Here is a 23882-nt window from a genome sequence, read left to right as displayed (position 1 = left end):
AGCTCACGTGGCGGGCACGAAGGGGTTGTTCTCTTTCTCGTAGCCAATGGTTGTCTCCGGACCATGCCCGGGATAAACCACCGTGGAGTCGGGCAGCGTGTAGAGCTTGGTGCGAATCGAATGAACCATGGCCGCGGGGTCGCCATCGGGAAAGTCGGTCCGGCCGATCCCCTGCCGAAACAGCATGTCGCCGCCGATCAGTAGCGTGGGCTCATCGCTCTTGAGCACAAACACAATATGCCCTGCCGAGTGGCCCGGTGTCTCCAGCACGCGGAACGCCATGCCGGCCGACTCGTAGGTGTCGCCCTCTGCTAGCATGACGTCGGCCGTGGGGCTGATAAGCTGGCCGCCAAACATCGCCGACAGGTTCGCCCGCGGGTCGGTCAGCTTGTGGGCGTCGCCGTGACCAATCACCAGCGGACAGTCGGGCCAACGTTGCTTCATCGCCTCGTTGCCAGCAATGTGGTCGCTGTGCCCATGGGTGTTAAGAATTGCGGCCGGAACGAGGTTCTGAGTGTCCAGTTCGGCGAAAATCTTGTCGGGTTCGAATCCCGGGTCGACTACGACGCAATCTGACCGGCCGGGAATGCCGAGAATATAGGTGTTCTCGCCAAATGGCTGCGAGAGGATGGTGGTAATCTTTGGGGGTTGAGAAGAACTCACGTTTTGCGTCTCCCTTTCGGATCAGTCAAGCAGCAACTACCATGGACGGGCGAGAGCTTGGCCAGCAAAGGATGCAAGCATTACAAACCATGGCAAATTTGCCAATCGGTTTACGATGCTGCCACCCACGCGGGCCAGCAGCAAGTCACTCCAACTAGTTGCGAGCAAGCGACTTGCAAGTCGGCCAGCCTGACTACCCGCCAGACTTCGCGGCCTTGGCGCGACGTTTGCACCACACCGCCGCCATCGCTTGAGAATAATTGGTATCGACACCATCCCACAAGGCTGTCATAGACAACCGCGTGGAAGTGTTGCCTCGCCTTGGGCCGTTAGGCCGAGCCACAGCGAAGGGAGTTTTTCGATGATCAAGGTTTCGACCACCACCTGCCGACTAGCCAGTTGCGTGGCTGTATTTACCGTTGCATCCGCAGCCAATGCTCAGCAGGAGCGTGGCGAGAACCTGAGGGAACCGGTCTACCGTGTGGCGCACGAGACGCCCGCCAAGACGGTTTCGGCCCATGCGGTGCCCGTCGCCGACTTCTTCGACCTCACCCAACATCAGGGCGAGCATCCGCTGGCGCCTTGCAAGCGGCTGGCCGAGCGGGTGAAGACTCACATCGACGCCAACGTGCACGACTATAGCTGCACGTTCTGGAAACGCGAGCTGATCGATGGCAAGCTGCAGGACTACAACTGCATGTCGATGCGTGTGATGCACGACCCGTTCAGCGTTCACTTGCTGTTCAAGAAACCCAAGCAGGGTCAGGAATGCCTGTACGTCGAGGGCCAGAACGGCGGCAAGATGCGTGCTCGCGGCCATGGCTGGCGTGCCACAGTGGCCGGCGTGTTGACGCTCGACCCCACCAAGGGCATGGCCATGGAGGGACAACGTCACCCGATCACCATGGCTGGTGTGAAGAACCTGACCGACCAACTGATCACGATCGCCGAAAACGACATGCAGTACGGCGAATGCGAAGTGAAGACCTACTCCGATGCCACGCTCGGCAAAGGCGAGGCGGCCCGGCCTGCCGTGATGCTGGAGATCACTCACCCGGTTCCCCGTCGCGAGTTCAAGTTCCACGTGGCCAAGATCTACATTGACAAGGAGCTGAAGATTCCAGTGCGGTTCGAGGCCTACGACTGGAAGAAGGACAGTAACGGCAACCCCGAGTTGGTCGAGTTCTATATGTACACCGATGTGAAGATCAACAACGGATACACCACCGCCCACTTCAGCGAGGCGCACCCCGAGATCTTCAAGTAATCTCGCGGCCGCATGGGTTGGCCCAACTCACAAGACATTGTCACACGCAGATTGCGAGGTGGCGGAATTCCGGCGAATTCCGCCACCTTGCTGCTTTTTTTGGCGGCGTTATTCGCCAATGGCGTAGAGATGCTTCTCGGTGCGGGCGATCAGTTGGCCGTCCACCACGGCGGGCGTGGCCATGTAGCCTCCGTCCAGCTCGTTGATGGCCAGTTCTTCGCCCTTGTCGCTGTTGGCATCGACCACCGTGGCAGTGCCTTCGCGACTAAAGAAGTACAACCGGTCGCTCACCAATAGGGGCGAGGCAGAGTAGTTGCCGGCCAGGCGTTTCTTCCACACGACCTCGCCCGTCGACGCTTCAAGGCACTGGCCAATGCCGTTGTCGCTGACGATGAACAGCCGCCCATTATGCAGCACGGGCGATGGCTGATGGGGCACTTGCTGGCCGTGGTCCCAGTCGAAGTGCGTCTTGGTCACGTCGCCACTGCCACCACGGCGGATGGCCAGCAGTTTGTCCCCGGTATATCCGGTGCAACAGTAGATGTGCTCTTCGTCCACCACCGGCCGAGGCACCAGCGAGAATCCTGCGCCATGGTCGAAGGTCCATATTTCGCGGCCATCTTCGGGAGCGTAGGCGATAATCCACTGGGCGCCGGGGATCACGATTTGCTTTTCGCCATCCTCCTCAATCACCAGTGGCGTGCAGTACGACTTCTTGCAATCGGGATTCGTGGAACGGATCGGCGGGCGGTCCTTCTTCCACACCGTCTTGCCGGTCTGCTTGTCCACCGCCACCACGTATTGTTTGTAGCCACCGTCGCAGGTCAGCACCAACAGATTGTCGCACAACACGGGCGAGCTGCCCGGGCCGACGAAGTGGTCGTTGGGGAACTTGCGCTGCCACACTTCCGACATGTCCGATGTGTCGAGGCACACGGTGCCATAACAGCCGAAGTGGCAATACAATCGCCCTGGCTCCACGACCGGCGTTGGAGACGCGTAGCTATTGAGCGAATGAATGGGATCAGGCTTTTCGACGTGCAGCACTTCCTTGTCGTGCAACAGGTGGCCTGAATTGCGATCGACACACACCACCCGCAGCGACACCTCGGACGCCAATTCCATGGCGTTGGCCGTGGGGCTGCCCTTGGTGCGTTCTTTCAATTCGTCGCGGTCGGCCGCCCGCTCGATGGCGGTGGTCATCCAGATGCGATCGCCTTGGACGACGGGGGACGACCAGCCACGTCCGGGGATTTCGGTCTTCCAGATAACGCCTGAGTCTTCGCTCCACTCGAGCGGAGCCCCGTCTTCGACGTTGCCCTGTCCATCCGGTCCGCGAAACTGGGGCCACTCCGAATCAGCTTCGGCGAAAGTCCCTTGGAGCAAACAGAAGGCGGCAACCACTGTCACAACACGCTGGCACATACACAAGTCTCCCGAAGAATTGGGCGTTCAAACCTCGGGCAGATTGTAACAGAACCTGCAGCGCTGGTGGGGCAAATTCCGGGCATTCGAAATTCGCCGTCGGGCCCCCGGGGCGAAGCTTAGTACGCCCCCTGCTGGCCAAAGACGACGCTGAACGTGCGTACCAGGATTTTCAGGTCCATCCACAACGACCATTCGCGAATGTACTGATGGTCGTAGCTGACACGGCCCTGCATCTTGTCGAGCGTTTCGGTCTCGCCACGGAACCCCATTACCTGGGCCAAGCCGGTGATGCCAGGCCTCACTTTGTGGCGAAGCATGTAACCCTCGATCAACGACCGGTACTGCTCGTTGTGAGCCGTGGCGTGGGGCCGCGGGCCAACCAGCGACATGGAACCCTCCAGTACGTTGAACAACTGGGGCAACTCGTCCAACGACGTCCGGCGGAGGATCGCTCCCACTCGGGTTACCCGCTGATCGCCCTTGGTAGCCTGGGTAACCTTGTCGCCATTTTCACAGCAGGTCATGCTGCGGAACTTCCACACACGGATCTCCTGGCCATTCATACCGTACCGCTTCTGCCGAAAGAACACGGGGCCGGGCGAGGTGAACTTCACCGCCGCGGCAATCAACAACATCGGCACCGCGGCACATGCCAGGATGGCTCCGCCCACGACAAAATCGAACACGCGTTTCAACAGCCCGTCGACACCGTACAACGGATTCTCAAATACGCTGACCACGGGCAGACCATTGATGTTGGTCCACCGGGCGTGCAGCAACTCGAACACGAAGAAGTCGGGCACGATGTACACGCTGGCGGTACTGTCGCCCAAGGCCTTCAGCACGTTCTGAATCCGCTCCTCGGCCCGCATGGGGAACGTAATGTAGATCATATCGACCGACCCCCGTTTGGCGGCAATCACCAGTTCGTCCAGGGTGCCAATCTGCTTACCGAGTTCTGAAGGAACCTGACTGGTTCGCGATTCGGGGCGATCGTCGAAGAAGCCATGCACACGCAGGCCAAGTTCGGGCGAATCGGTCAAATTGCGGGCCAGCTGAAGCCCCAGTTCATTCACGCCGCAGATGGCGACGGTCTTGGTGTTCAAACCACGCATTCGCAAGTACTGCAGCAGCGTACGCAAGACCATGCGTCCGGCCATCAACGCAATGGGCGTCAGGAAGACCCAGCCGAGCTTCGATTCGTAGTTCAACGTCGCGTTGTACCCGGACGCCAGGCCGACGCCTAACAGCACGGGTACGGAGTAGGCCCAGGTTAGGGTGATGCAGGTCAACTCGCCCCGCATCTGGGAGCCCCGCCAGCTTCGGTACAAGCCGGTGAGTTCGGCCACGACGTGGTACACCAGGATGGCGGCCGCCGACAACACCAATCGTTCGTCGGTGGGTACGTCGGGCGTGAAGCCGAGCGCCCACAGCGTGCACAGGGCGATCAGCACGCCATCCATCAGACGGTGCAGGCTGTTGACCGGCGAGGCCGTTTCGGCAATTCCGCGAGTGACAGGCGACATAGGTGGGAGTTGAATCCTGGGTGCAGAAAAGTCGTACTACGCCGGACTAATTTGCAACCGGCGTGCCAGGCGAAAAACAAGCCGTTTTTGGCGAAATCTCGCCTCCCCTGTTGAATTTTTGCAACACGGCTGTTTCGCGTCGCAAACAGCGCCTCGCACGGAACTTAGACCTTCGCGGCAGCGTCGAAGTAGCGTATGTTGAAGGCGCCCGCTGCAGGCCCCGCCCCCCCGGCTGATGCAGCGGCGTCTCGTTTACGGAACACTAACGACCGACAGGCACTTCCTTCCAATGATATTGCTTTGCTCCTGGCGCCGAGTCGCCCTCGTGCTGCTTGCTTTCCCGCTGTTGGCAATCGCCGCCTACGCTGCTCAACCGGCCGGCTCGCCCCCTACCCAAGCCCAGGCCAAACAGACGATGGACGACGGCAACTTCAAAGAAGCCCTGGAAGCCTACACCGCAAGACTCAAGTCGCCCAACACGCCCAGCAAGGAGGTGCAGAAGGACCTTCACCTCGCGGTGGAGTGCCTCAGAAGGCTGAACCGGTACGCGGAGTTCGACACGCTGGTCGAAGCTACCATCGAGGCTCACCCCCACCAGTGGCGTGTCTTGTGGTCGGCCGGCAACCAATACCTCGACGCGCAGCACTTCGGTTACCTGATCTCGGGCGAATTCCAGCGGGGGCAACATCGTGGCGGTGGCAAGGTGGTCAACAGCGAACAGCGCGACCGCGTCCGCTCGCTGCAACTGCTACGCAAGGCCTTAACTCTTGCCGATGCGGACCCGCAGGCACCCGACGACCAGAAAACGCAGCTATGCTCCCGACTGGCGGACGCCGTGATGTACGGGCGGAAGCATCAAAATTCCTGGGAGCTGCAACTGTTGAGCGACCTGGAAATGCTGCCCGACTACGAGGAGGGATGGCAGCGCGGCGGCACGCAGGCCGCGCCCGTTACGGCTGACAATAAGCCGGTGTACTACGAACTGCCAGCCAGTTGGGAAGCCGCCAAGAACGATGGCGAGCGGTGGCGTTGGTCGCTGGCGCACATGGTGGAGATCGATTCGGCCACCAAATGGCTGGAGCTCACCACCCGCGCGGACTTCTTGCACGGCCAATTTGGGGTCGTCACTCTGAGAGGTGCCATCGCGCCCCTGCTGGCACGCGGGGAGAGAGACGGCCTCGAACAGCAAGCCAGCATCTACTCGCTGCACACGCTCAAAGAGAACGAAACCATCGCTCGCCTGGCCACCGGCATCCAGCGGTTCGAATTGCCCGACGATCAGAACTTCATCCTGCTGTACAAGCAAGCGCTGCAAGTCGCCAACCAGAGCGAATCCAAAGGTCGCGCCCACTCGACCGCCACGACACTGGCCCATTGGTTTGCCGACCGGCGGCAGTTTCCTCGCTCGGCCGAGTATTGGCGCCAGGCACTGGAGTACGCCGAAGACAAGGACACGCAAGAACGCGACCAGCAGATGCTCGACCAGATCGAAAAGCCGTGGGGCCAGTTCGAAACGGCCAAGCTGCAGCCCGCGGGCAAAGGTGCAACGTTCGAATTTCGTTACCGCAACGGCAAGTCGGTCGAGTTTACCGCCCAGGCGATCAAAGTTGCCGAACTGCTGGCCGATTTGAAGGCCTATCTCAAGAGTAATCCGCGCGAACTCGACTGGCAGAAGCTCGATATCTCGCGTATCGGCTATCGACTGGTCAACGAGAAACAGGAAGAGTACGTCGGCGAAGAAGTCGCCAAGTGGACCGTGGAACTCGAACCTCGCGACGGCCACTTCGATAGCCACACCACGATTACCTCGCCTCTGCAGAAGGCCGGCGCGTATTTGGTTACCGCCAGGCTGGCGGATGGCAACACCACGAACATCGTGTTGTGGGTGGCCGACACGGCCATCGTCAAGAAGAACCTCAGCAGCGACACCATGTACTACGTGGCCGACGCCGCAACCGGCAAGCCCATCGCCAAGGCGAACCTGGAAATGTTTGGCTACAAGTTCGAACGCTCCAAGCCCAATGAGATGCGGGTCGATACCCAGCAGTTTGCCGAGCTGACGGACGCCGACGGACTGGCCATCGCACCGGTGAAGGATGGCGACGACAATCGACGGTATAACTGGTTGGCCACGGCCACCACACCCGAGGGGCGCCTGGCCTTCCTGGGGTTCTACAACGTCTGGCGTGCCAATCCGCAATCCAATGAGCTCGATCGCGTGCATGCGTTCGCCATCACCGATCGCCCCGTCTATCGCCCCGGACAGAAAGTGCAGTACAAGATCTGGGTCGAACGAGCCAAATACGATTCGCCCATGGAGTCGGAGTACGCGCACAAGACATTTCAACTCGAAGTCTACGACCCCAAAGGCGAGAAGATCGACAGTAAACAGGTCACGGCCAACGCCTTTGGTGGCGTCGCCGGCGAACTCGAATTGCCCGCGGGCGCGACTCTCGGGCAGTACCATTTGCAGTTGGTTAACTACGGTGGCGGCTCGTTCCGAGTGGAAGAATACAAGAAGCCCGAGTACGAGGTGATTGTCGACGCGCCGGAGGAACCACTCGCGTTGGGCGACGCGTTCGAAGCTGTGGTGTCGGCACGCTACTACTTCGGCGAGCCGGTGCGTGAAGGCACCATTAAGTACACCGTCACTCGAACCAATCGCAACCAGCAGTGGTTCCCCGTTGGCCCGTGGGACTGGCTGTACGGTCGAGGCTACTGGTGGTTCGGCTACGACTATACCTGGTATCCCGGTTGGAATCGCTGGGGCTGCTGGGCGCCGCATCCCTGGTGGCGAGAGCGCGCACAGCAACCGCCCGAGGTGGTGGCTGAAGGCGAATCGCCGCTCGACGCCGAAGGCAAACTGAAGATCGAAATCGATACGCAACTGGCCAAGGAACTGCATCCCGATCAGGACCACGAATACAATATCGAGGCCCAGGTAGTCGACCGCTCGCGGCGAACCATCGTCGGCACGGGCGACGTACTGGTGGCTCGCAAACCGTTCGATGTGTACGTCTGGACCGATCGCGGATACTACCGCACCGGCGAGACGATCAAAGCCAACTTCCAGGCACACCGCCCGGATGGCAAGCCGGTCGCGGGCAATGGCGTCGTGCGGCTGCTACAGATTGCCTACGACGCGTCCGGCAAGCCCACCGAGACCGAGGTCCGCAAATGGGAACTCGCCACCTCGGACGAAGGCACCGCGGAGTTGCAGATCAAAGCCTCCGAGCCGGGGCAGTATCGTCTGTCGTACAAGGTGATCAGCGGCGAAAAGACCATCGAAGGCGCCTACTTGCTGACGATTGTCGGCCCGAACTTCGATGGCAGCGACTTCCACTTTGCCGATCTGGAACTCGTGCCCAACCAACGGCATTACGAACCGGGTGAAAAGCTCCAGTTGCAGATCAACGCCAACCGTCGCGGCAGCGTCGTGCTGCTGTTTGTACGCCCCGAAAACGGCACCTACTACAAGCCACAGATCGTTCGCTTGACCGGTAAGAGCACGATTGTGCCGATTGATATTCACCCGGGGGACATGCCGAACTTCTTTGTCGAAGCCCAAACCGTTTCCAACGGCCAGGTGCACACGGTCGCCAAGCAAATCGTGGTACCGCCAGCCAAGCGGATAGTCAACGTCGAGGTGGCCCCCTCCTCGCCCGCCTATCAACCGGGGCAGGATGCCCAGGTGAAGATCCGCCTCACGGACGAGGCCGGCCAACCGGTTGTCGGCGATACGGTGCTCACCGTGTACGACGAAGCGCTGGAGTACATCTCCGGCGGTTCGAACGTGGGCGACATCCGTAAGGCGTTCTGGGGTTGGAAACGCCATCACCATCCGCGAACCGAGGACAACCTGAGCCGCTACACACAAGGCATTACTCCCCCCGGTCAGATTGCGATGCAGCAACTCGGCCGGTTTGGCGACCTGACACTCGGCGCAAGCACTGCTGGCAACGAAATGGCTGGCCTCGGCGGCTCCCGCGGTCTTGTAACGCTCTCGAGGTCCGACGCAGCACCAATGGCCGCCCCCCCTATGGCGATGGAGGCTGCCGCAGACAAATCGGTCGACGCCTTTGTAGACGAAGATCGAAGTCAGATGGATAGCCCAGCACAAGGTCAGCCATCGGAATCCGGAGTTACGCCTACCGTGCGCAAGGAGTTCGCCGACACGGCCTACTGGGCCGCCTCGGTGGAGACGGATTCGTCCGGTCTGGCAGAAGTCACGTTCCCGATGCCCGAAAACCTCTCGAAGTGGAAGTTCGGCGTCTGGAGCATGGGACACGGCACCCGCGTGGGCGACGGTTCGGCCTCGGCCGTGACGCGCAAGAACCTGCTCGTGCGTCTGCAGACGCCACGGTTTCTGGTCGAACGGGACGAGGTAGTCATCTCGGCCAACGTTCACAACTATCTGCCCAGCGACAAACGGGTAAAGGTTCGTCTGGAACTCGACGGCGACTACCTGTCCGCCTCGCGGAATCTGGAGATGCAGATCGAAGTGCCCGCGGGTGGCGAGCAGCGTGTCGACTGGCGACTGAAGGCCGAACACGAAGGCACCGCCGTACTTCGCGCACTCGCGATCACCGACGAGGAATCCGACGCCATGCAAGTCGAGATTCCCATCAAGGTGCATGGCATCGAGAAGCTCATTCCGCATAGCGGTGTGTTAGCGTCGGGCGCCGCCAAGCAGGCGTTCGAAATCGTGGTACCCGAGCAGCGCCGTGTGGGCGACACCCGGCTCGAGGTGCAGTTCTCGCCCACCCTGGCCGGCGCGATGGTCGACGCCCTGCCCTACTTGATCAATTATCCCTACGGCTGCACCGAGCAAACGCTCAACCGGTTCCTGCCGGCGGTGATCACACAGCAGACGCTCCGCCAGATGGGCGTCGACCTGAAGGCAATCCGCGAGAAGCAGACGAACCTAAATCCCCAGGAACTGGGCGACGCCGGCGAGCGAGCCGAACAATGGAAACGCTACAAGGCGAACCCCGTGTTCGACGAAGCGGAACTCGATAAGGTGGTCAAAGCAGGCGTTAATCGTCTGACCGAGATGCAACTATCCGATGGCGGCTGGGGCTGGTTCAGCGGATTCGGCGAGTATAGCTCGGCCCACACCACCTGCACCGTGGTCCGTGGCCTGCTGGTCGCTCGTCAGAACGACGTCGCCCTGGTGCCAGGCACGCTGGAGAAGGGTATCCAGTGGCTGGTCAATTATCAGGAAGGCGAACTCGCCAAGCTGGCCAACGCCGACCAGGACGGCAATCGACTGGACGACGCCAAGCCCTACAAAGCGCATGCCGATAACCTCGACGCACTAGTCTTCCTGGTGCTGACCGACGCCCGGCGGGCCGACGTGGGGCAGGCAACCGACGCTGCGATGGCCAAGATGCGGGGCTATCTATACAAAGACCGTCTGAAACTGGCCGTTTACAGCCAGGCCACGTTTGGCCTCGCCTTGCAGTACGAAGTCGACATGAACATCGACGGCGCCGACACGATGCGTAACATGTTGGTTCGCAATCTGTCGCAGTACGTGGTGATCGACGACGAGAACCAAACGGCGTACCTCAACCTGCCGGCCGGCTTCTGGTGGTACTGGTACGGCAGCGAGTACGAGGCCCATGCCTTCTACCTGAAGCTGCTGGTGGCCACCGATCCCAAGAGCGATGTAGCCGCGGGCCTGGTGAAGTACTTGCTGAACAACCGTAAGCACGCCACGTATTGGAACAGCACTCGCGACACGGCCCTGGTGGTCGAGGCGATGGGCGACTACCTGAATGCTACCGGCGAAGGCAAATCGGAGATGACTGTCGAGGTTTGGCTCAACGGCCAGCGGCAGAAGACCGTGGAGATCACGCCCGAAGTGCTCTTCTCGTTCGACAACCGATTCGTCGTCGAAGGTGGCGACATCGAAGCGGGTCGGCACACCCTCGAAATTCGCAAAACCGGCGAAGGCCGCTTGTACTATAACGCCTACTTGTCGCTCTTCTCGCTGGAGGACGACATCAAGGCTGCCGGGCTCGAATTGAAAGTCGCCCGCAAGTACTTCAAGCTGACGCCCGTCGACGCCACGGCCAACGTGGCCGGCGGTCGCGGTCAGGCGGTGTCGCAGAAGGTCGAAAAGTACGAGCGAACCGAGATCCCCAACCTGGGCGTGGTCGATAGTGGCGACCTGGTGGAGATCGAGCTGACGGTCGAGAGCAAGAACGACTATGAGTACGTAATCCTCGAAGACCTGAAAGCCGCTGGCTTCGAACCGGTGGAAGTCCGCAGCGGCTACAACGGCAACGAGCTGGGTGCGTACATGGAGCTGCGCGACGACTGCGTGAGCCTGTTCGTCCGCCAACTCGCCCGCGGCACCCATAGTGTGAGTTACCGCATGCGAGCCGAGACGCCCGGCAAGTTCTCCGCCCTGCCGACCAAGGCCTACGCCATGTACGCCCCGGAGCTCAAGGGTAACAGCAACGAACTGAAAGTGCGGGTAGTAGACAAAGAGCAGGAATGAGCAAATGGCAGACATGCCGTTCTGAGGGAACCAACGCATTGTGTCATCCTGAGGGAGTCTAGACGACTGAAGGATCTACGTTGCCGGGGTGGGTAAGTCTGCCCTGCTGGAGTTTGGAGTGCCGAACTCCCACGTCCGTTGATGCTGGTAGATCTGCAAGACGGATTCCTCAGTCGGCGAGCCTCCGTCGGAATGACACGAAAAGCTAACCGCGTCCCGGAAATTCCCCCTGCTTGGCGAGGCCCGCGGGTGTGGCCTACAATGGCGGCTTCCGATTTTGCCCCCCACCACGAAAGGAGTCGCCGTGTCGACCGTCATGCTGGAGAAAGTACTGGTTGTTCCCACCGAGCTGTTTCACGAGCTGGGACACTTCCAAGGATTCTCGCCCGACGTCGCCCGGTACTTCGAACCGCTGGTCAGCAGCGACCAAATCAGCTACCGCCCGCGGGGCGACATGGAAGAAGACCCCAGCTTCAAGCAACTGATCCCCTACTGCCTGTTCCGCTACACCACGCCCAGTGGCGAGGTGCAGGTGTTCGACTACCTGCGAGGCGGTGGCGTCGGCGAAGCTCGCCTGCGAGCCAAGCGGAGCGTTGGTGTCGGCGGTCACATCTCGATCGAAGACGCGGAGGCCGTAAACCACTCCGGCGACGTCTACAGCGAGGGCATGCGTCGCGAGCTGGAAGAGGAAGTCTCCATCAACACGCCCTACACCGAATCGGCCGTCGGCATGATCAACGACGACGAAACCGAAGTGGGCAAGGTCCACCTGGGCGTCGTGCACGTATTCGACGTCGGGTCGCCCAGCGTCGAGCCGCGTGAAGACGACCTGACCGAAGCCGGCTTCCGTCCGGTGGCCGACATCCTGTCCGAGCTCGACCGCTACGAGAGCTGGTCGCAGATCGTGATGCGGGCGCTGTTTGGATAATCGCAACCCAACGCTCCCGTCGGGGTTAGATGCCTGTACACAGGTTTCTGCTGCTCTTATGTTGGGAGTGTTTCATGCCCCGGGTTTTGTTCGTCGCTACTGCGATCGCCGTCGTGTCTGCCGCCGCCATCAGTTCTGCACAGCTTCGCCTTGGACAACGGGCGGTTGCTGATCGAGTGCCGGACAACGTGCAACTGGTGGCCGACGTACCGTACGCGGAGACCGACAATCGGCGGCAAACGCTCGATCTGTTGGTGCCCAAAGCCGAGAGCGACAAGCCACGGCCCGTGGTGGCGTTCATTCACGGCGGTGCATGGCGGGCTGGCGACAAGCGGCAGGCCCTGTGGCGGGTGGCGCGCTACGCCGACTCGGGCGACTACGTGGCCGTGAGCATCGGTTACCGACTCAGCGACGAAGCGCAGTGGCCTGCGCAAATGCACGACTGCAAAGCGGCCATTCGCTGGCTTAAGGCTAACGCTGAGAAGTACAATATTGACCCCGATAAAATCGGTGTCTGGGGAACCTCTGCCGGTGGTCATCTGGTGGCGGTGCTCGGCACCAGTGCGGGTGTCGAAGCAATGGACGGCACGCTCGGCCCTCACACCGATCAAACGACCAGCGTGGCCTGCGTAGCAGACTTTTTCGGGCCGACCGACTTCCTGCAGATGTCCAAGGGTGCCCTGCCGGGCGCGCGGCTCGATCACGACTCGGCCCGGTCGCCCGAGTCGCTGTTGATCGGTGGCGCAATTCACGACCATCCCGAAAAGGTGGCCACGGCGAACCCGATCACGTACGTCACCGAAGACGATCCGCCCTTCCTGATTATTCACGGCACTGCCGATCCCACGGTTCCCTTCAATCAATCGGAACTCATCAACGCTGCCCTGAAAGAAACCAGCGTGCCCACCACGCTGGTCGCCATTGAAGGCGGCGGACATGGGCAAGGCTTCCCGCCCGAGGCGAACAACCTGGTCCGCCGCTTCTTCGACCATCACTTGCGGAACCAACACAGCGAGTGGCACGACCAGTCGATTGAGGCCAGCGAAGGTCCTCCACGGCGGCGACCTCGGTAGCGCGAGCCCTGCGGGCGTGTTGCATCGTGGCGGCAATTCGGTTCGAATGATTGGACGGCTTGTGACTCCATCTGAACCACTTCGACCATGCTTTCTCGCTATCGCCCTGCTGTCGTACTCTGGACTGTTTTTCTGGTGCTGCTCGTAGCCGGAGGATGGTACAAGTCGGTGGAAAACAGCAGCGACTGGGAGCGGCAAGTCGCCTGGCAGGCTCACATGAGCCAACTGCAAGCAGAAAGTCGTCAGGAGTTAGCCCGGCTCGATGCGTTCTTCGAATCCGACCGCGCTTCGCCACTGACACGGGCGGACTTGGAGCGAGAACTGAACGACGGCCAACCCCTGGACCTGGAAGAAAGCCGGGGCCGATTGATGGTCGATTGGACGCACCCCAAGTATAACATCCCGGTTCGCTTGTACTTCGATGGCGATCAGTTCGAAGGGTGGCGGATGTCGGGCGGATCGCCGGAGGAACTGCCCGGCAATGCCAAGCCACCGCGAACATCGCACTCCAGCACGGCCGAACGCATTCGCAAGCGTATCCCTGGTATCGCCACTGTGGTGTGGGTAGCGGCTGCCGTGGTGGCCTGCGTGGGGCGACGAGATGCGGTGCTCTGGCCAGCCGCTCAAGTCATGCTTGCCGCGTCGCTCGCTTTCGGGGCCGCGACCGTCGTCTCGCCAAACTACAACCTGACGGTTGAAGGGATCTTCAGCAACGACCCCATGTTCTTGGCTGTGATCATGTACGTATTGAGCCTATTCGCCCTGGCCATTCACTGGCCTGATGGTCTTCCCACTTTCCATTTCAAGCTTGGCCACTTGCTGCTGATCTTTACTGGCGTGGCCGTGCTGCTCGCGGCGGGACCCTTCGGCTACTTTGCGATCTGCGTCTTTGCCGCTGGCGGGGTACTGTTCTGGTTGCTGCTCGCCTTTCGCCAGCCGCAGGTCGAAAACCCGCAAGCTTGACGGCAACTCACAGACAACCACGCTTAACTAGCCAGCCACCGGCGTGGTGAATTCCTTCACCGCATTGAGCAACTCGTCATGCAAAGCGGTCGCTCGCTTATCGTCCTTGGGGATCCGCAGCACGATGTACAGGTGCTGCTTGCCACCTTTGAGCTGCGGATAGTAAACGTACTCGAGGAACTCGCCGCGATCGCTCTTTCCTTCGGCCCGCGGATAAGGATGGAATTCATCGCGAAGCTCAACCTCCAGCCAGTATCCACCTGCCCTCGGTCCACGCACCACTTCGAGACCGGGATCGACGCCTACCGGCACTTTCACCATCGCTTCCAGGACGTAGGGAATCGTGTTCTGCTCGAAATGGGCAGTCCGGCCAAACAGGTAGTCGGCTGAATCCTGGTAGCCTTTCTCGGCCACTTTCTTCACCGATGCGTGAATGGGGTTTAGCTGCTTCGACTCATCCGCACTGCTGGCCGCCTGAGCAACCGGGACCGCCATTAGGCACATCGCGAGTACTAAGAATATGCGTTTGGTTATCGACATCGAAGTTTACTCCAAGCAATGTAAAGACGTTCCAGCGACTGCGAAGTGGCCGCACGGAGGATTCTACGGCCAACCGATCCCTCAGTTCTCGGCAATCCCAGCATTTGCGCAGAATCGATGACGATTTGCGGACAGGTGACTTCCTCACCTGGTTTTGTGTGGCAGCCCGCCTGTCTATTGGCCGCTTGGGCCTCAGTCGAAGGTGCAGAAGAGAGTGTTCGTGGCTACTCCACCTGCTCCAAGCCTGTGAGGTCGATCGCCGCATCGCGATTGCAGACCAGTTTGCCATCCTCCACGCGGAGCTCCGCCATCTGCAAGTAGCTGATCTTTTCGCGCGGCGTCCGTTTCTCAGCAGGCGGCGTGGGATAGGGGCGGTTCGGCTCCGTGTGGTAGAAGATGAAAGCCCGCTCGCCAACCACTGCTACGCTGGGATGTCGAGCGCGGGTGGCGTCCTGTGGTCCTGTGCCGGGCTCGCGGAGGATCGTACCGTTAGTCTTCCATGTAATGCCGTCGGACGAACGGTAGACGGCAAGTCCCTCGTGCGGGTCTGTCAGCATCCAGTAGTCCCCTTGCCAGAAGAACACGTACGGTGCTTCCTGATAGCCGAATCCCGTGACTGCCTTGGAAGCATTAACGTCGCCCTGGCACTTTCCCTGCCGTGTCCAATCGTCAAGATCGGGGCTGCTGGCCCAGTGGATTCCGCCACCGCCTCCCAGCCGATAATAGCAGCGAAACTCGTCGCCCACAGCAATCAACGATGCATCAATCGGATCGGGCTGCCCCAGGTTCGGCACGCCTGCCAACCTCCAGCCGTCGAGCAAACGATCGGCATTGGCAATGTAGTGCCTGATAACACCCTTGCCGCCCCAGGGCGGTTTGGCATTGTCCTTGTACGTGGCGAACATGTGATACTCGTCACCGCGACGAATGATGCCCGGCGCCCAATGGGTGGTCGGCATGTCGGGCTGCCCCGGTACGCCATCGAAACTTGCGTAGCCGCGAAACGTCCAATCGGTCAGGTTCGCTGACGAAATCACGCCGATCGGGGTGCCGACGTAGCTGGCCGATTTACGTGTGGCCCGCCGCGCGGTGTAGAAGATCCACCATTCATGGTTGCCTGCATTCCAGACTACCTCCGGATCGCAAGAACCGTGGTAGTTTGGATCCGCAAACAGCGGTTTGGGGATGCCCCGCATGGTTGCCGCTGAGCCGCCGCTGGGCGAACTGTTGTCGCTCGGGTTGGATGGCGATGGTGCGTTTGCCTGCGCGGGGGAATCCGCCGTGAACTCCATCTGCAAGATCATCGCCAAGCAGCATATCCATGGGCAAAGCCAGCTCATCGAATGATCCAATGGGTCTATGGCAGACTGCTGGGTAGAACGTGATACAAGCTGCTCCGGACAACTGTTTGTGCAGCTTCGAAAGGCGCGAGCATCCGTGCGCCGCCGAAGCGAACGAACTTCACGCAACTGTGCCTGATTACAGGCCCTATGCCTTTTCGGCGACTTCGGGCAGCTCGTAACCTTGGCGGCGGGGCCGGGAAAGCATCGTGTTCCCTTCGTCGCAATTGGTGAACCGCTCCGCATCGGGATCCCACTTCAGTGGCTCGCCCACCCGGTTAACGGCTCGGGCGATATTCACCAACTCACAAAGAGTCGCCGATCGCTGGCCGTACTCGATGTCGGCGGTGCATCGACTGCGGCTCTTGATTGCATTGATCCAATCTTCGATGTGATAGGCAGTCTCGGGACGTCGATTAGGTCCAGGGTTATCGGGCGAGTGAACCAGTTCCTTGGGATTGCTGGCTAACTTGTTGCGGTTGATCTCGATCTTACCGTTTTCGCCCACGAAGATGGCGCCCAAACCTGGACCGCGATCGCCATCGAGATGAAGCCGCAACTCGGTGCCGTTGGCCATCTTCATACGGACCTTGGCTCGGGGTCCGGCGAGCCGGGCCATCTCGTGATAGTCCGTGCCGGTGTCGATGTCGCCGGTGTCGCCCAACACCACTCCACCTACCGTCTCTCGCGGAGCGAAGCGTCCCGAGTCGCGCTCGGCCACTTCTTCTTCGAGTACGATTTCGACCGGACCGGTTTCGTCGGTGCCGAGTGCGCGATTGATCTGGTCGTAAGAATGCGCGCCCCAGCCGGTGACACCAAAGCACATCCCACCCGAGTCGTAGGCCCACCACTTGGCCCAACCGCGGTGCAACTGCCCGTCGTAAGGACGCAACTCCGCCTGGTTGGTCCAAATGTCCCACCAAGGTTCTACGGACTGCTTCGAACCATCGAGCGTTGGGCCGGTCCAGTGATAGGGACCAATGAAGTTCGGCGCGAGCACCGCCTTGACCTTACCAATCGCCCCGTTCTTCACCAGGTCGCTCGCCCAGTTGTTGATCGGCATACTCCGCTGCTGGGTGCCAACCTGGGTGACACGGTCGTAAGCCCGTGCGGCGTTGACCATCGCCCGACCTTCGGAAATCGTCAGGCACATCGGCTTTTCGATGTAAACGTCCATGCCCATCTGCATGGCGAGCACGGTGATCCACGCGCGGGCATGGGTGGTGGTCTCGACCATTACCGCGTCGAGCTTTTCCTTCTCGATCATCTTGCGGAAGTCTTCGTACGCGGCGCACGGCTTTTTCGCGGAAAGTTCTGCGGCAAAGTTATCCGCCCGTTTTTTCAAGCAATCCGCCACGGCCACCACATCGAAGCCTCGTACGTCCGCCCCCTGGCTGATCATACGAGCGCGTCCGCCACAACCGATCACTCCTACGCGCACTGTTTCGCTCGGCGGCGCCGTGGCGTCGCGTCCCAACACCGAAGCCGGCACGATGGTCGGCAAAGCAATCGCAGTCGCTCCGATCTTCAGGGCATCGCGTCTCGAAAGGTTCTTGCTCATCGTTCTTCCGTTTGGTTGAAACTCGGGCTACTCCCTGCCACTGTCGCTCGATTGATCGTCGAGCGATCGCAGCCGGACACTTTTGAACTCAATTTTCATTGGCGGGCCCTGATGCATTTGCAGCGCCAGGATGCCGCGCGAGCGAACAAAGTCTCGCTGATGATCTTCGACTTCGCACATTGGCGTATCGTTGATCCAAAGCTGGATGGTCGGTCCCTTGGCGACGATGCGATACTCGTTCCACTCGCCAGGGCGAACTTTCTTAAGCAACTCCGCCGAGTCGCCAATCGATTCGATGTGCTTTTCGCCCGACTCGTCGATCCGCACCCGTTGGCCCCGCTCGGCTACCAGGCCTCGTTCGTGCTGATAGACGCACCCCGTGTACTGGCCGGCGGTGTCGAGGTCGGCCTGATAGCCCCAGGTATCCCAGTCGGGTCGCGGCTCGCTGCGGAACTGAATGCCAGAGTTGCCGTCTCCGGTGATGCGAAAGACCGCCTTCAACTCGAAGTCGCCCGGTTCGCCCCCCGTCCAATACAGATAGTGCGACCGCGTGCACGGCTTTTCCGCGGTCGACTCGCAGATCAGCAGTCCGTCGCGCACTTGCCACCAGCCGGGCGCACCCTTCCATCCACTGAGGTCTTTACCATTGAACAGCTCACGAAATTGATTGCTGACTGGCCCCGCTTCGTCCGGCGCGGTCTTGTTCGAGTCGGTGGTGGCGGGCGTTTCACCTCGCGCGGGCAGATGCGTTGATACCGCCAGAGCAATCGCGGCTAGTAGGCAGGTAAAATTCCAGCAAGCGAAACGCTGTATTATCCGAGACATTTCATCCACCTGGTGTGACGCGTGACGAGCCAGAGTATAACCTCTGCCATGTTCCTCCGGCAACTTTCGCAATTGGCGACCCTCGGGTTGTCATTCAAGTGCGCCACCTCGCAGCGGGCCGCTCACAACCCATCACCGCCGAAGCGCTGCGTGCAATTATCATGGTAATTAACCGTAGGAAGTTGACACGGAATGTGAGAAAATGGCGGAGTTCTCCTGACGGTGCGATACCGAGCTACCGGTATGCGTTGCCGATGAGACTGAGTTGCCAGCAACAGAGGTTTTGTCGCAGTTACGGTGACCCGAGCGCAACAATGGTTCGAGTTTTGTCGCACCCCTCGCATGGTTTTGCCGAGAAAACAAGCAGCTTGGCGAGTAGGACTGCGACATTAAAGATGGAGTTTTGTCGCAGTGGATCGATTTGCCGCAACACTGCGACAATACTGCGACTAAACTCGCGAGCGTTAACTTGCGGCCACGCTGAAACCCACCTTTCCTCCATCCAACTCTCGACGTGACCATTTACCTCGACCATCACGCCACGACACCCGTCGACCCGCGAGTGCTGGACGCCATGCTGCCTTTCTTCACGGAGAAGTTTGGCAACCCGGGCAGCGTGCACACCTTTGGCGAGGAGGCTCGCGAGGCCGTGGACGCGGCTCGCCAGACAATTGCGGCGGCGATCGGCGCCGACGCCCCGGAGATTGTGTTCACCAGCGGAGCCACCGAGAGCAACAACCTGGCGATTCGTGGTGTGACCGAGCGTCGCCGGCGGCGCGGGAATCATCTGGTGAGCGTCCGGACCGAACATCCAGCCGTACTCGATCCGCTCGAGCGACTCGCCGAACAGGATTTCAAAGTAACGCTGTTGGAAGTGGAACCACACGATTCGCCCCGGGCGGGGTGGCTCGATCCTGCGCATGTTGCCGACGCGGTGCGTGACGAGACGTGTCTGGTGAGCGTGATGCTGGCCAACAACGAGATCGGTGTCGTACAACCGCTGGCCGAGATTGCTGCGGAGTGTAAGGAGCGTGGTGTCTTGCTGCACTGCGATGCCACGCAGGCGGTGGGGAAGCTGCCAGTAAACGTCGAGCAATTCGATGTCGACCTGATGAGTTTCACCGCGCACAAACTATACGGCCCCAAGGGCGTGGGGGCGCTGTACGTCCGAGGACGCAATCCGGTGGTGCGTCTTGCACCGCAGATCACCGGCGGTGGCCACGAGCAAGCACGGCGGAGCGGCACGCTCAATGTGCCTGGTATCGTGGGCCTGGCTACGGCCATTCAGCTGGCCACGGACGACCTGACAGCAGAAGTGGCATTTCTGACGCAGCTCCGCGACCATTTGGCTCAGCAGATTTTCTCTGCCGTGCCGGATGCGAGGCTCGTCGGCCCGGCGCTCGACGCCAGGCTGTCGTACGCATCTCCCCTGCGGCTGCCGAACAACTTGAACGTGATGTTCCCTGGCACCGACGGCGAAGCACTGATGCTGGCCATGCCGGAACTGGCCGTCAGCAGCGGAGCGGCCTGCAGCAGCATGCGCGACGAGCCGAGCCATGTGCTGATGGCCCTGGGGCTGTCGGCCGACGAGGCCCGCAGCTGCCTGCGGTTTGGCGTGGGCCGGTTCAATACGCTGGAACAGATTGACCGTGCGGCGGAAATGGTGGCAGCCGCCGTAGCAAAGGTTCGCCAGATGGGCGAATGACGGGAGGCGGCTGAGGCTTGCGGGAATCCTGCCCCCCCCCACGAAAAGGTGGCGAATCCCCCTATCCGGCCACGGATAGGTGTTTTCCCTTCCCTTTTGCCCCGAGTTGCTATAATTTAGAGACTCTGCGGCACGTCCGCGATTCCCAAAAAACCGAACATAGTTCAGATAGTTCTGCCCATAGGAGCTTGTATCACATGTCTGTAATCCTCACCGAGAAGGCCGCAGCCGAAGTACGCCGGCGTCTGGACGACCAGAAAGCGGACGAAACCACCATGCTCCGCGTGCAAATCACCGCCGGTGGCTGCAGCGGATTCAACTACGGCCTGGCCTTCGCCAGTGACTTCAGCGAAGCGGACGACACCAAATTCGACTGCCACGGCGTGCCGGTGGTAGTGGACAAGAAGAGCGCCCTGTTCCTGGAAGGTACCACCATCGACTTCCAGGACGACCTGCAGGGCTATGGGTTCCGCTTCGACAACCCGAACGCCGTGAAGACCTGCGGCTGCGGTAGCTCATTCCAGGCCTAACGCCGAGGCGCGGTTCTCGCCGCCCTTATAACCAGCACAAACGTCAAACGGTCGTCGCTCTAGCGGCGACCGTTTTTCGTGGGCACTTTGCGAACCAGCCACTGGTGTCTTCTTCGGCAATCCGCTGGGCCCTACATTCGCTATCGTTGCTACAAGGCGCGGGAGCGATAGAAAGTTGCATTAGTCACAGGCGATTCTGAGCATCACGCTTGCATATCTGTCCTAGAGTTGATTAGACCGGCTGCTGCGCCTCAGATTGTCGCTTCAGCCCCTCCTTTTCTGATGCTCGTGATAGAGCGTCTTTTAATACTCTTCTCTACGGTGCCACTATGCTAAAACACATTTATGAATTTCTGGAAAGAGACGACGGACCCACTGCGGTGGAATACGCGGTGATGCTCGCACTGATCGTGGTCGCGTGCATGGTATCCGTGCTGCAAATGTCCAATGCTACAGCCGATAGCTTTGACGCTTCGGCTGCCGAATTGGCCGGTGCACTCGGATCCTAACGACATCATGCGGAACCACTAACACTGAATTTCCGCCATGAAAACTGGTTTTTGGGGTGCGTGGACCGAATCAATAAAGTCCACCATGCGACTGGCCGATTTCATGTGTGTCAGGTTCGAGTTTCCACAACTTGGACCTGCACAATACTGACGGAATCCTGCGGGCCCCTCCGGCGCTTGCCGTTGGTCCTCGATGACAGGGTATAAATAAATGGCGGCTCTTCAAACCGGACGGGAATACCTGCCCCATTCCCCATGGTGAAGAGCCGCTTTTTTATTTGCGCCAGACTTCGCCAAGTCGCGTTAAACCCCGTTCCCAGAGCCGATAACACTTGGCGCCACGAGCACTTTGGCACCTTGATGATCGGTCGCTGATTCCCTTCAGCACCACACCTCCGCTCAAGCGTGTGCACTGACGATGGCCATGGAGCGATCCGTGGTCGGTCGCGTCTTTCTGAGCAGCGATGCGTTCATCCGTTGAGCAATGCCGCCATGGCCCCCTATATGGCCTTGCGGTTGGCACTAGATGACCAGCATCGCGTCGCCATAGCTGTAGAAACGATACTCTTCTCGCACGGCCTCGGCGTAGGCCTCGCGCACCAGTTCGGTGCCGGCAAATGCCTGCACCAACAACAAAAGTGTGGTGCGGGGGAAGTGGAAGTTCGTCATCAGCGTATCGACGGCGCGAAACTCGTAAGGCGGGTGAATGAACAGGTCGGTATCGCCACACCAACCGGCCAGCGTTTTGCCCGCCGGCGCCGCAGCAGCTGCCGATTCGAGCACTCGCACAGCGGTTGTCCCCACCGCCACAATGCGTCCCCCCTTCTCTCGTGTCGCGTTGAGCGACTCGGCGGTGGCCTCGGTGATTTCGCCCCACTCGCTGTGCATCTGGTGCTCTTCAGGCCGCTCGACGGTGATGGGGCGAAAGGTTCCCAGCCCCACGTGCAGCGTCACCTGGGCGAACTCCACGCCGCGCTGTTTGCTCTGCCTCAGCAGTTCTTCGGTAAAATGCAAGCCGGCCGTCGGCGCGGCCACAGCGCCTGGCTGACTGGCAAACACAGTCTGGTAGTTTTTCACGTCCGCATCGACCATGCGACCACCACGGATGTAGTGGGGCAGCGGGACCCGCCCCACTTTGATCAGCAGCTCCTCGGTCGTTCCCTCGGAGTCCAGGTGCGCAAGCCACTGCCCTCCCTCGAGTCGGTCGAGCAGCCACAAGGTCGCTGCTTCTCGTCCCTCGCGATCCAACAGATCGATAGCGTCGCCTGGAGCCAGGCGTCCGCGCGTCTTGCAGACAATTCGCCAGTGGCCATCTTCCGACTCGCGGAGAAACAAACCGTGCCATTGTCCGCCTGTTGTTTTCCGCCGGCCGAACAGCTGCGCAGGAATCACTTTGGTGTTGTTCAGCACCAAGGAGTCGCCAGATCTCAGCAGCTCGGGCAGATCGCGAACGTGCCAATGCGTGATCTTCTGCCGCTGCCGGTCCACCACCATCATTCGAGCGTCTGCCCGATTGCGGAGTGGCTCCTGCGCGATCAATTCACGGGGAAGGTGGTAATCAAAAAACGGATCGGGGGACATCTTGTGGTGATTGGTTGGAATGAGTGGCATCCATGGACTGGACGCGGCGGGAGCAGCCGGAAGTTCCAAGCGACTGTCGGAAGCATCATACAGGGACAGACCTCAATCAACCAACCAGGCCTTTGGTTTGGCATCAAGAACTCCCCACCTGCAGAGCGATGGTGCAGAGGTCGGTGGAAAAAAATCTCAAATTCCCCCACGTCCCCAACGGCGAGCAAATCCTCGGGAAACTCGATCGATTGCTCGCCGAGAACTGAACAAAAGCGAACTGCTAGCACGTAGATTCCGCCGTTGACGCTGGCACAAAGATGATTAGATTTTGGGAATCGATGGTGAGTTGTGGGGGGAAATGGGACACGAATGTTACTGACTGGGACACACCATCGATCGCTCGACGACAAGTGCCGAGTCGCACTGCCCAAACCGCTTCGGGAAGGCCTGGAAACCGGTGAAAACAGCAATTTCTACCTCGCACCAGGCACCGATGGGGCACTTGCCCTGTACCCTGAATCGACCTTCCGCCGGCTCGGAGAGCGACTGCAGGCAGCCACGCCCAACGCCCGCGGGGTGCGGGAATACGCAAGGCTGTTCTTCTCCCGCGCAGCAGCAGTTCGGCCAGATAAACAAGGTCGACTGCGAATCCCCACCGAGCTCGCCGAATTCGCCAAGCTGTCCGGGGAAGTGGTTCTGGTGGGCGTGCAAGATCACGTGGAGATCTGGCCGCGGGCGTCTTGGGAACAGTACATCGAGCAGCGAGCCGACCAGTACGACCAACTGGCCGAGTCGGCATTCCTTCCCCCACAGCAGGAGATGTGACACAGGACACTTTGCCAAATGAACTGGAAGCGCGCGGGTCAGCCGCCCCGCGCGAACCGCCACAGGCGTCAGCGAGAGTTGGCCACACTCTCGCCGGCAGGTCTCCTCCGGCCTGTAGC

At 60.3% G+C, this 23882-nt stretch carries 18 protein-coding genes; 10 read left to right on the top strand and 8 right to left on the bottom strand.

From position 1 onward, the window contains the following. Window positions 1-3: 3 nt before the first annotated feature. Entirely contained in the window at window positions 4-663 is a 660-nt protein-coding gene (locus tag NG895_RS11160) for an MBL fold metallo-hydrolase (protein ID WP_252852565.1), read from the bottom strand. Between the two features lie 361 nt (window positions 664-1024). Between NG895_RS11160 and NG895_RS11155 the strand changes: the two genes are divergently transcribed. Then, window positions 1025-1930, top strand: a complete 906-nt coding sequence (locus tag NG895_RS11155) for a DUF1571 domain-containing protein (RefSeq protein ID WP_252852564.1) — start codon at window positions 1025-1027, stop codon at window positions 1928-1930. Window positions 1931-2038: 108 nt separating this feature from the next. Here the strand turns inward: NG895_RS11155 and NG895_RS11150 are convergent, their stop codons facing one another. Both NG895_RS11150 and NG895_RS11145 read right to left on the bottom strand, forming a co-directional pair. Beyond that, window positions 2039-3355 carry an outer membrane protein assembly factor BamB family protein gene (locus tag NG895_RS11150; protein WP_252852563.1) on the bottom strand — a complete coding sequence of 439 codons (1317 nt, stop codon included), beginning with the start codon at window positions 3353-3355 and terminating at the stop codon, window positions 2039-2041. 119 nt (window positions 3356-3474) lie between these two features. Next, a complete protein-coding gene (locus NG895_RS11145) occupies window positions 3475-4884 on the bottom strand; it encodes an undecaprenyl-phosphate glucose phosphotransferase (RefSeq protein WP_252852562.1) in 1410 nt (469 codons plus the stop codon). Window positions 4885-5209: 325 nt separating this feature from the next. Between NG895_RS11145 and NG895_RS11140 the strand changes: the two genes are divergently transcribed. From NG895_RS11140 to NG895_RS11125, 4 genes are all read left to right on the top strand, one after another. Then, on the top strand, window positions 5210-11392 hold the full coding sequence (locus tag NG895_RS11140) for an alpha-2-macroglobulin family protein (protein WP_252852561.1): 6183 nt from the start codon (window positions 5210-5212) through the stop codon (window positions 11390-11392). 304 nt (window positions 11393-11696) lie between these two features. After that, on the top strand, window positions 11697-12320 hold the full coding sequence (locus NG895_RS11135; protein ID WP_252852560.1) for a phosphoesterase: 624 nt from the start codon (window positions 11697-11699) through the stop codon (window positions 12318-12320). Window positions 12321-12394: 74 nt separating this feature from the next. Then, entirely contained in the window at window positions 12395-13393 is a 999-nt protein-coding gene (locus tag NG895_RS11130; RefSeq protein ID WP_252852559.1) for an alpha/beta hydrolase, read from the top strand. Window positions 13394-13480: 87 nt separating this feature from the next. Beyond that, window positions 13481-14356: a PTS sugar transporter subunit IIC gene (locus tag NG895_RS11125; protein ID WP_252852558.1), complete on the top strand. Its 876-nt coding sequence runs from the start codon at window positions 13481-13483 to the stop codon at window positions 14354-14356. 27 nt (window positions 14357-14383) lie between these two features. Here NG895_RS11125 and NG895_RS11120 read toward each other — a convergent pair whose 3' ends face one another. Together NG895_RS11120 and NG895_RS11115 are read right to left on the bottom strand one after the other, a co-directional pair. Next, the gene (locus tag NG895_RS11120) at window positions 14384-14896 is read right to left on the bottom strand and encodes a hypothetical protein (protein ID WP_252852557.1); all 513 of its coding nucleotides are present in this window, start codon (window positions 14894-14896) and stop codon (window positions 14384-14386) included. A gap of 224 nt (window positions 14897-15120) precedes the next feature. After that, window positions 15121-16092, bottom strand: coding sequence for a family 43 glycosylhydrolase (locus NG895_RS11115; RefSeq protein WP_252852556.1), 972 nt, complete (start codon window positions 16090-16092; stop codon window positions 15121-15123). On the opposite strand from NG895_RS11115, the gene NG895_RS11110 reads away from it, so the two are divergent. After that, window positions 16091-16243 carry a hypothetical protein gene (locus NG895_RS11110; RefSeq protein WP_252852555.1) on the top strand — a complete coding sequence of 51 codons (153 nt, stop codon included), beginning with the start codon at window positions 16091-16093 and terminating at the stop codon, window positions 16241-16243. The genes NG895_RS11115 and NG895_RS11110 overlap by 2 nt on opposite strands. Before the next feature lie 141 nt (window positions 16244-16384). On the opposite strand, the gene NG895_RS11105 is transcribed toward NG895_RS11110, so the two are convergent. Together NG895_RS11105 and NG895_RS11100 are read right to left on the bottom strand one after the other, a co-directional pair. Then, window positions 16385-17797, bottom strand: a complete 1413-nt coding sequence (locus NG895_RS11105) for a Gfo/Idh/MocA family protein (protein WP_252852554.1) — start codon at window positions 17795-17797, stop codon at window positions 16385-16387. A 27-nt stretch (window positions 17798-17824) separates the two neighbouring features. Continuing rightward, complete coding sequence (locus NG895_RS11100) at window positions 17825-18622, bottom strand: 3-keto-disaccharide hydrolase (RefSeq protein WP_252852553.1); 798 nt, start codon at window positions 18620-18622, stop codon at window positions 17825-17827. Window positions 18623-19136: 514 nt separating this feature from the next. Here NG895_RS11100 and NG895_RS11095 point away from each other — a divergent pair. From NG895_RS11095 to NG895_RS11085, 3 genes are all read left to right on the top strand, one after another. Next, a complete protein-coding gene (locus tag NG895_RS11095; protein ID WP_252852552.1) occupies window positions 19137-20327 on the top strand; it encodes a cysteine desulfurase family protein in 1191 nt (396 codons plus the stop codon). Between the two features lie 197 nt (window positions 20328-20524). Then, window positions 20525-20857, top strand: a complete 333-nt coding sequence (locus tag NG895_RS11090; protein WP_252852551.1) for a HesB/IscA family protein — start codon at window positions 20525-20527, stop codon at window positions 20855-20857. A gap of 329 nt (window positions 20858-21186) precedes the next feature. Continuing rightward, entirely contained in the window at window positions 21187-21366 is a 180-nt protein-coding gene (locus NG895_RS11085) for a Flp family type IVb pilin (protein WP_252852550.1), read from the top strand. 522 nt (window positions 21367-21888) lie between these two features. Here NG895_RS11085 and queA read toward each other — a convergent pair. Further along, a complete protein-coding gene (gene queA / locus NG895_RS11080; RefSeq protein WP_252852549.1) occupies window positions 21889-22977 on the bottom strand; it encodes a tRNA preQ1(34) S-adenosylmethionine ribosyltransferase-isomerase QueA in 1089 nt (362 codons plus the stop codon). 330 nt (window positions 22978-23307) lie between these two features. Here queA and mraZ point away from each other — a divergent pair, with 330 nt between their 5' ends. Beyond that, window positions 23308-23763 (top strand): division/cell wall cluster transcriptional repressor MraZ, encoded by a 456-nt coding sequence (gene mraZ / locus NG895_RS11075; RefSeq protein WP_252852548.1) that lies wholly within the window; start codon window positions 23308-23310, stop codon window positions 23761-23763. Window positions 23764-23882 lie beyond the last annotated feature (119 nt).

The sequence above is a fragment of the Aeoliella straminimaris genome (genome assembly GCF_024054565.1).
Taxonomy (GTDB): Bacteria; Planctomycetota; Planctomycetia; order Pirellulales; family Lacipirellulaceae; genus Aeoliella; species Aeoliella straminimaris.
This window is presented reverse-complemented; position numbering and strand designations above follow the sequence as displayed.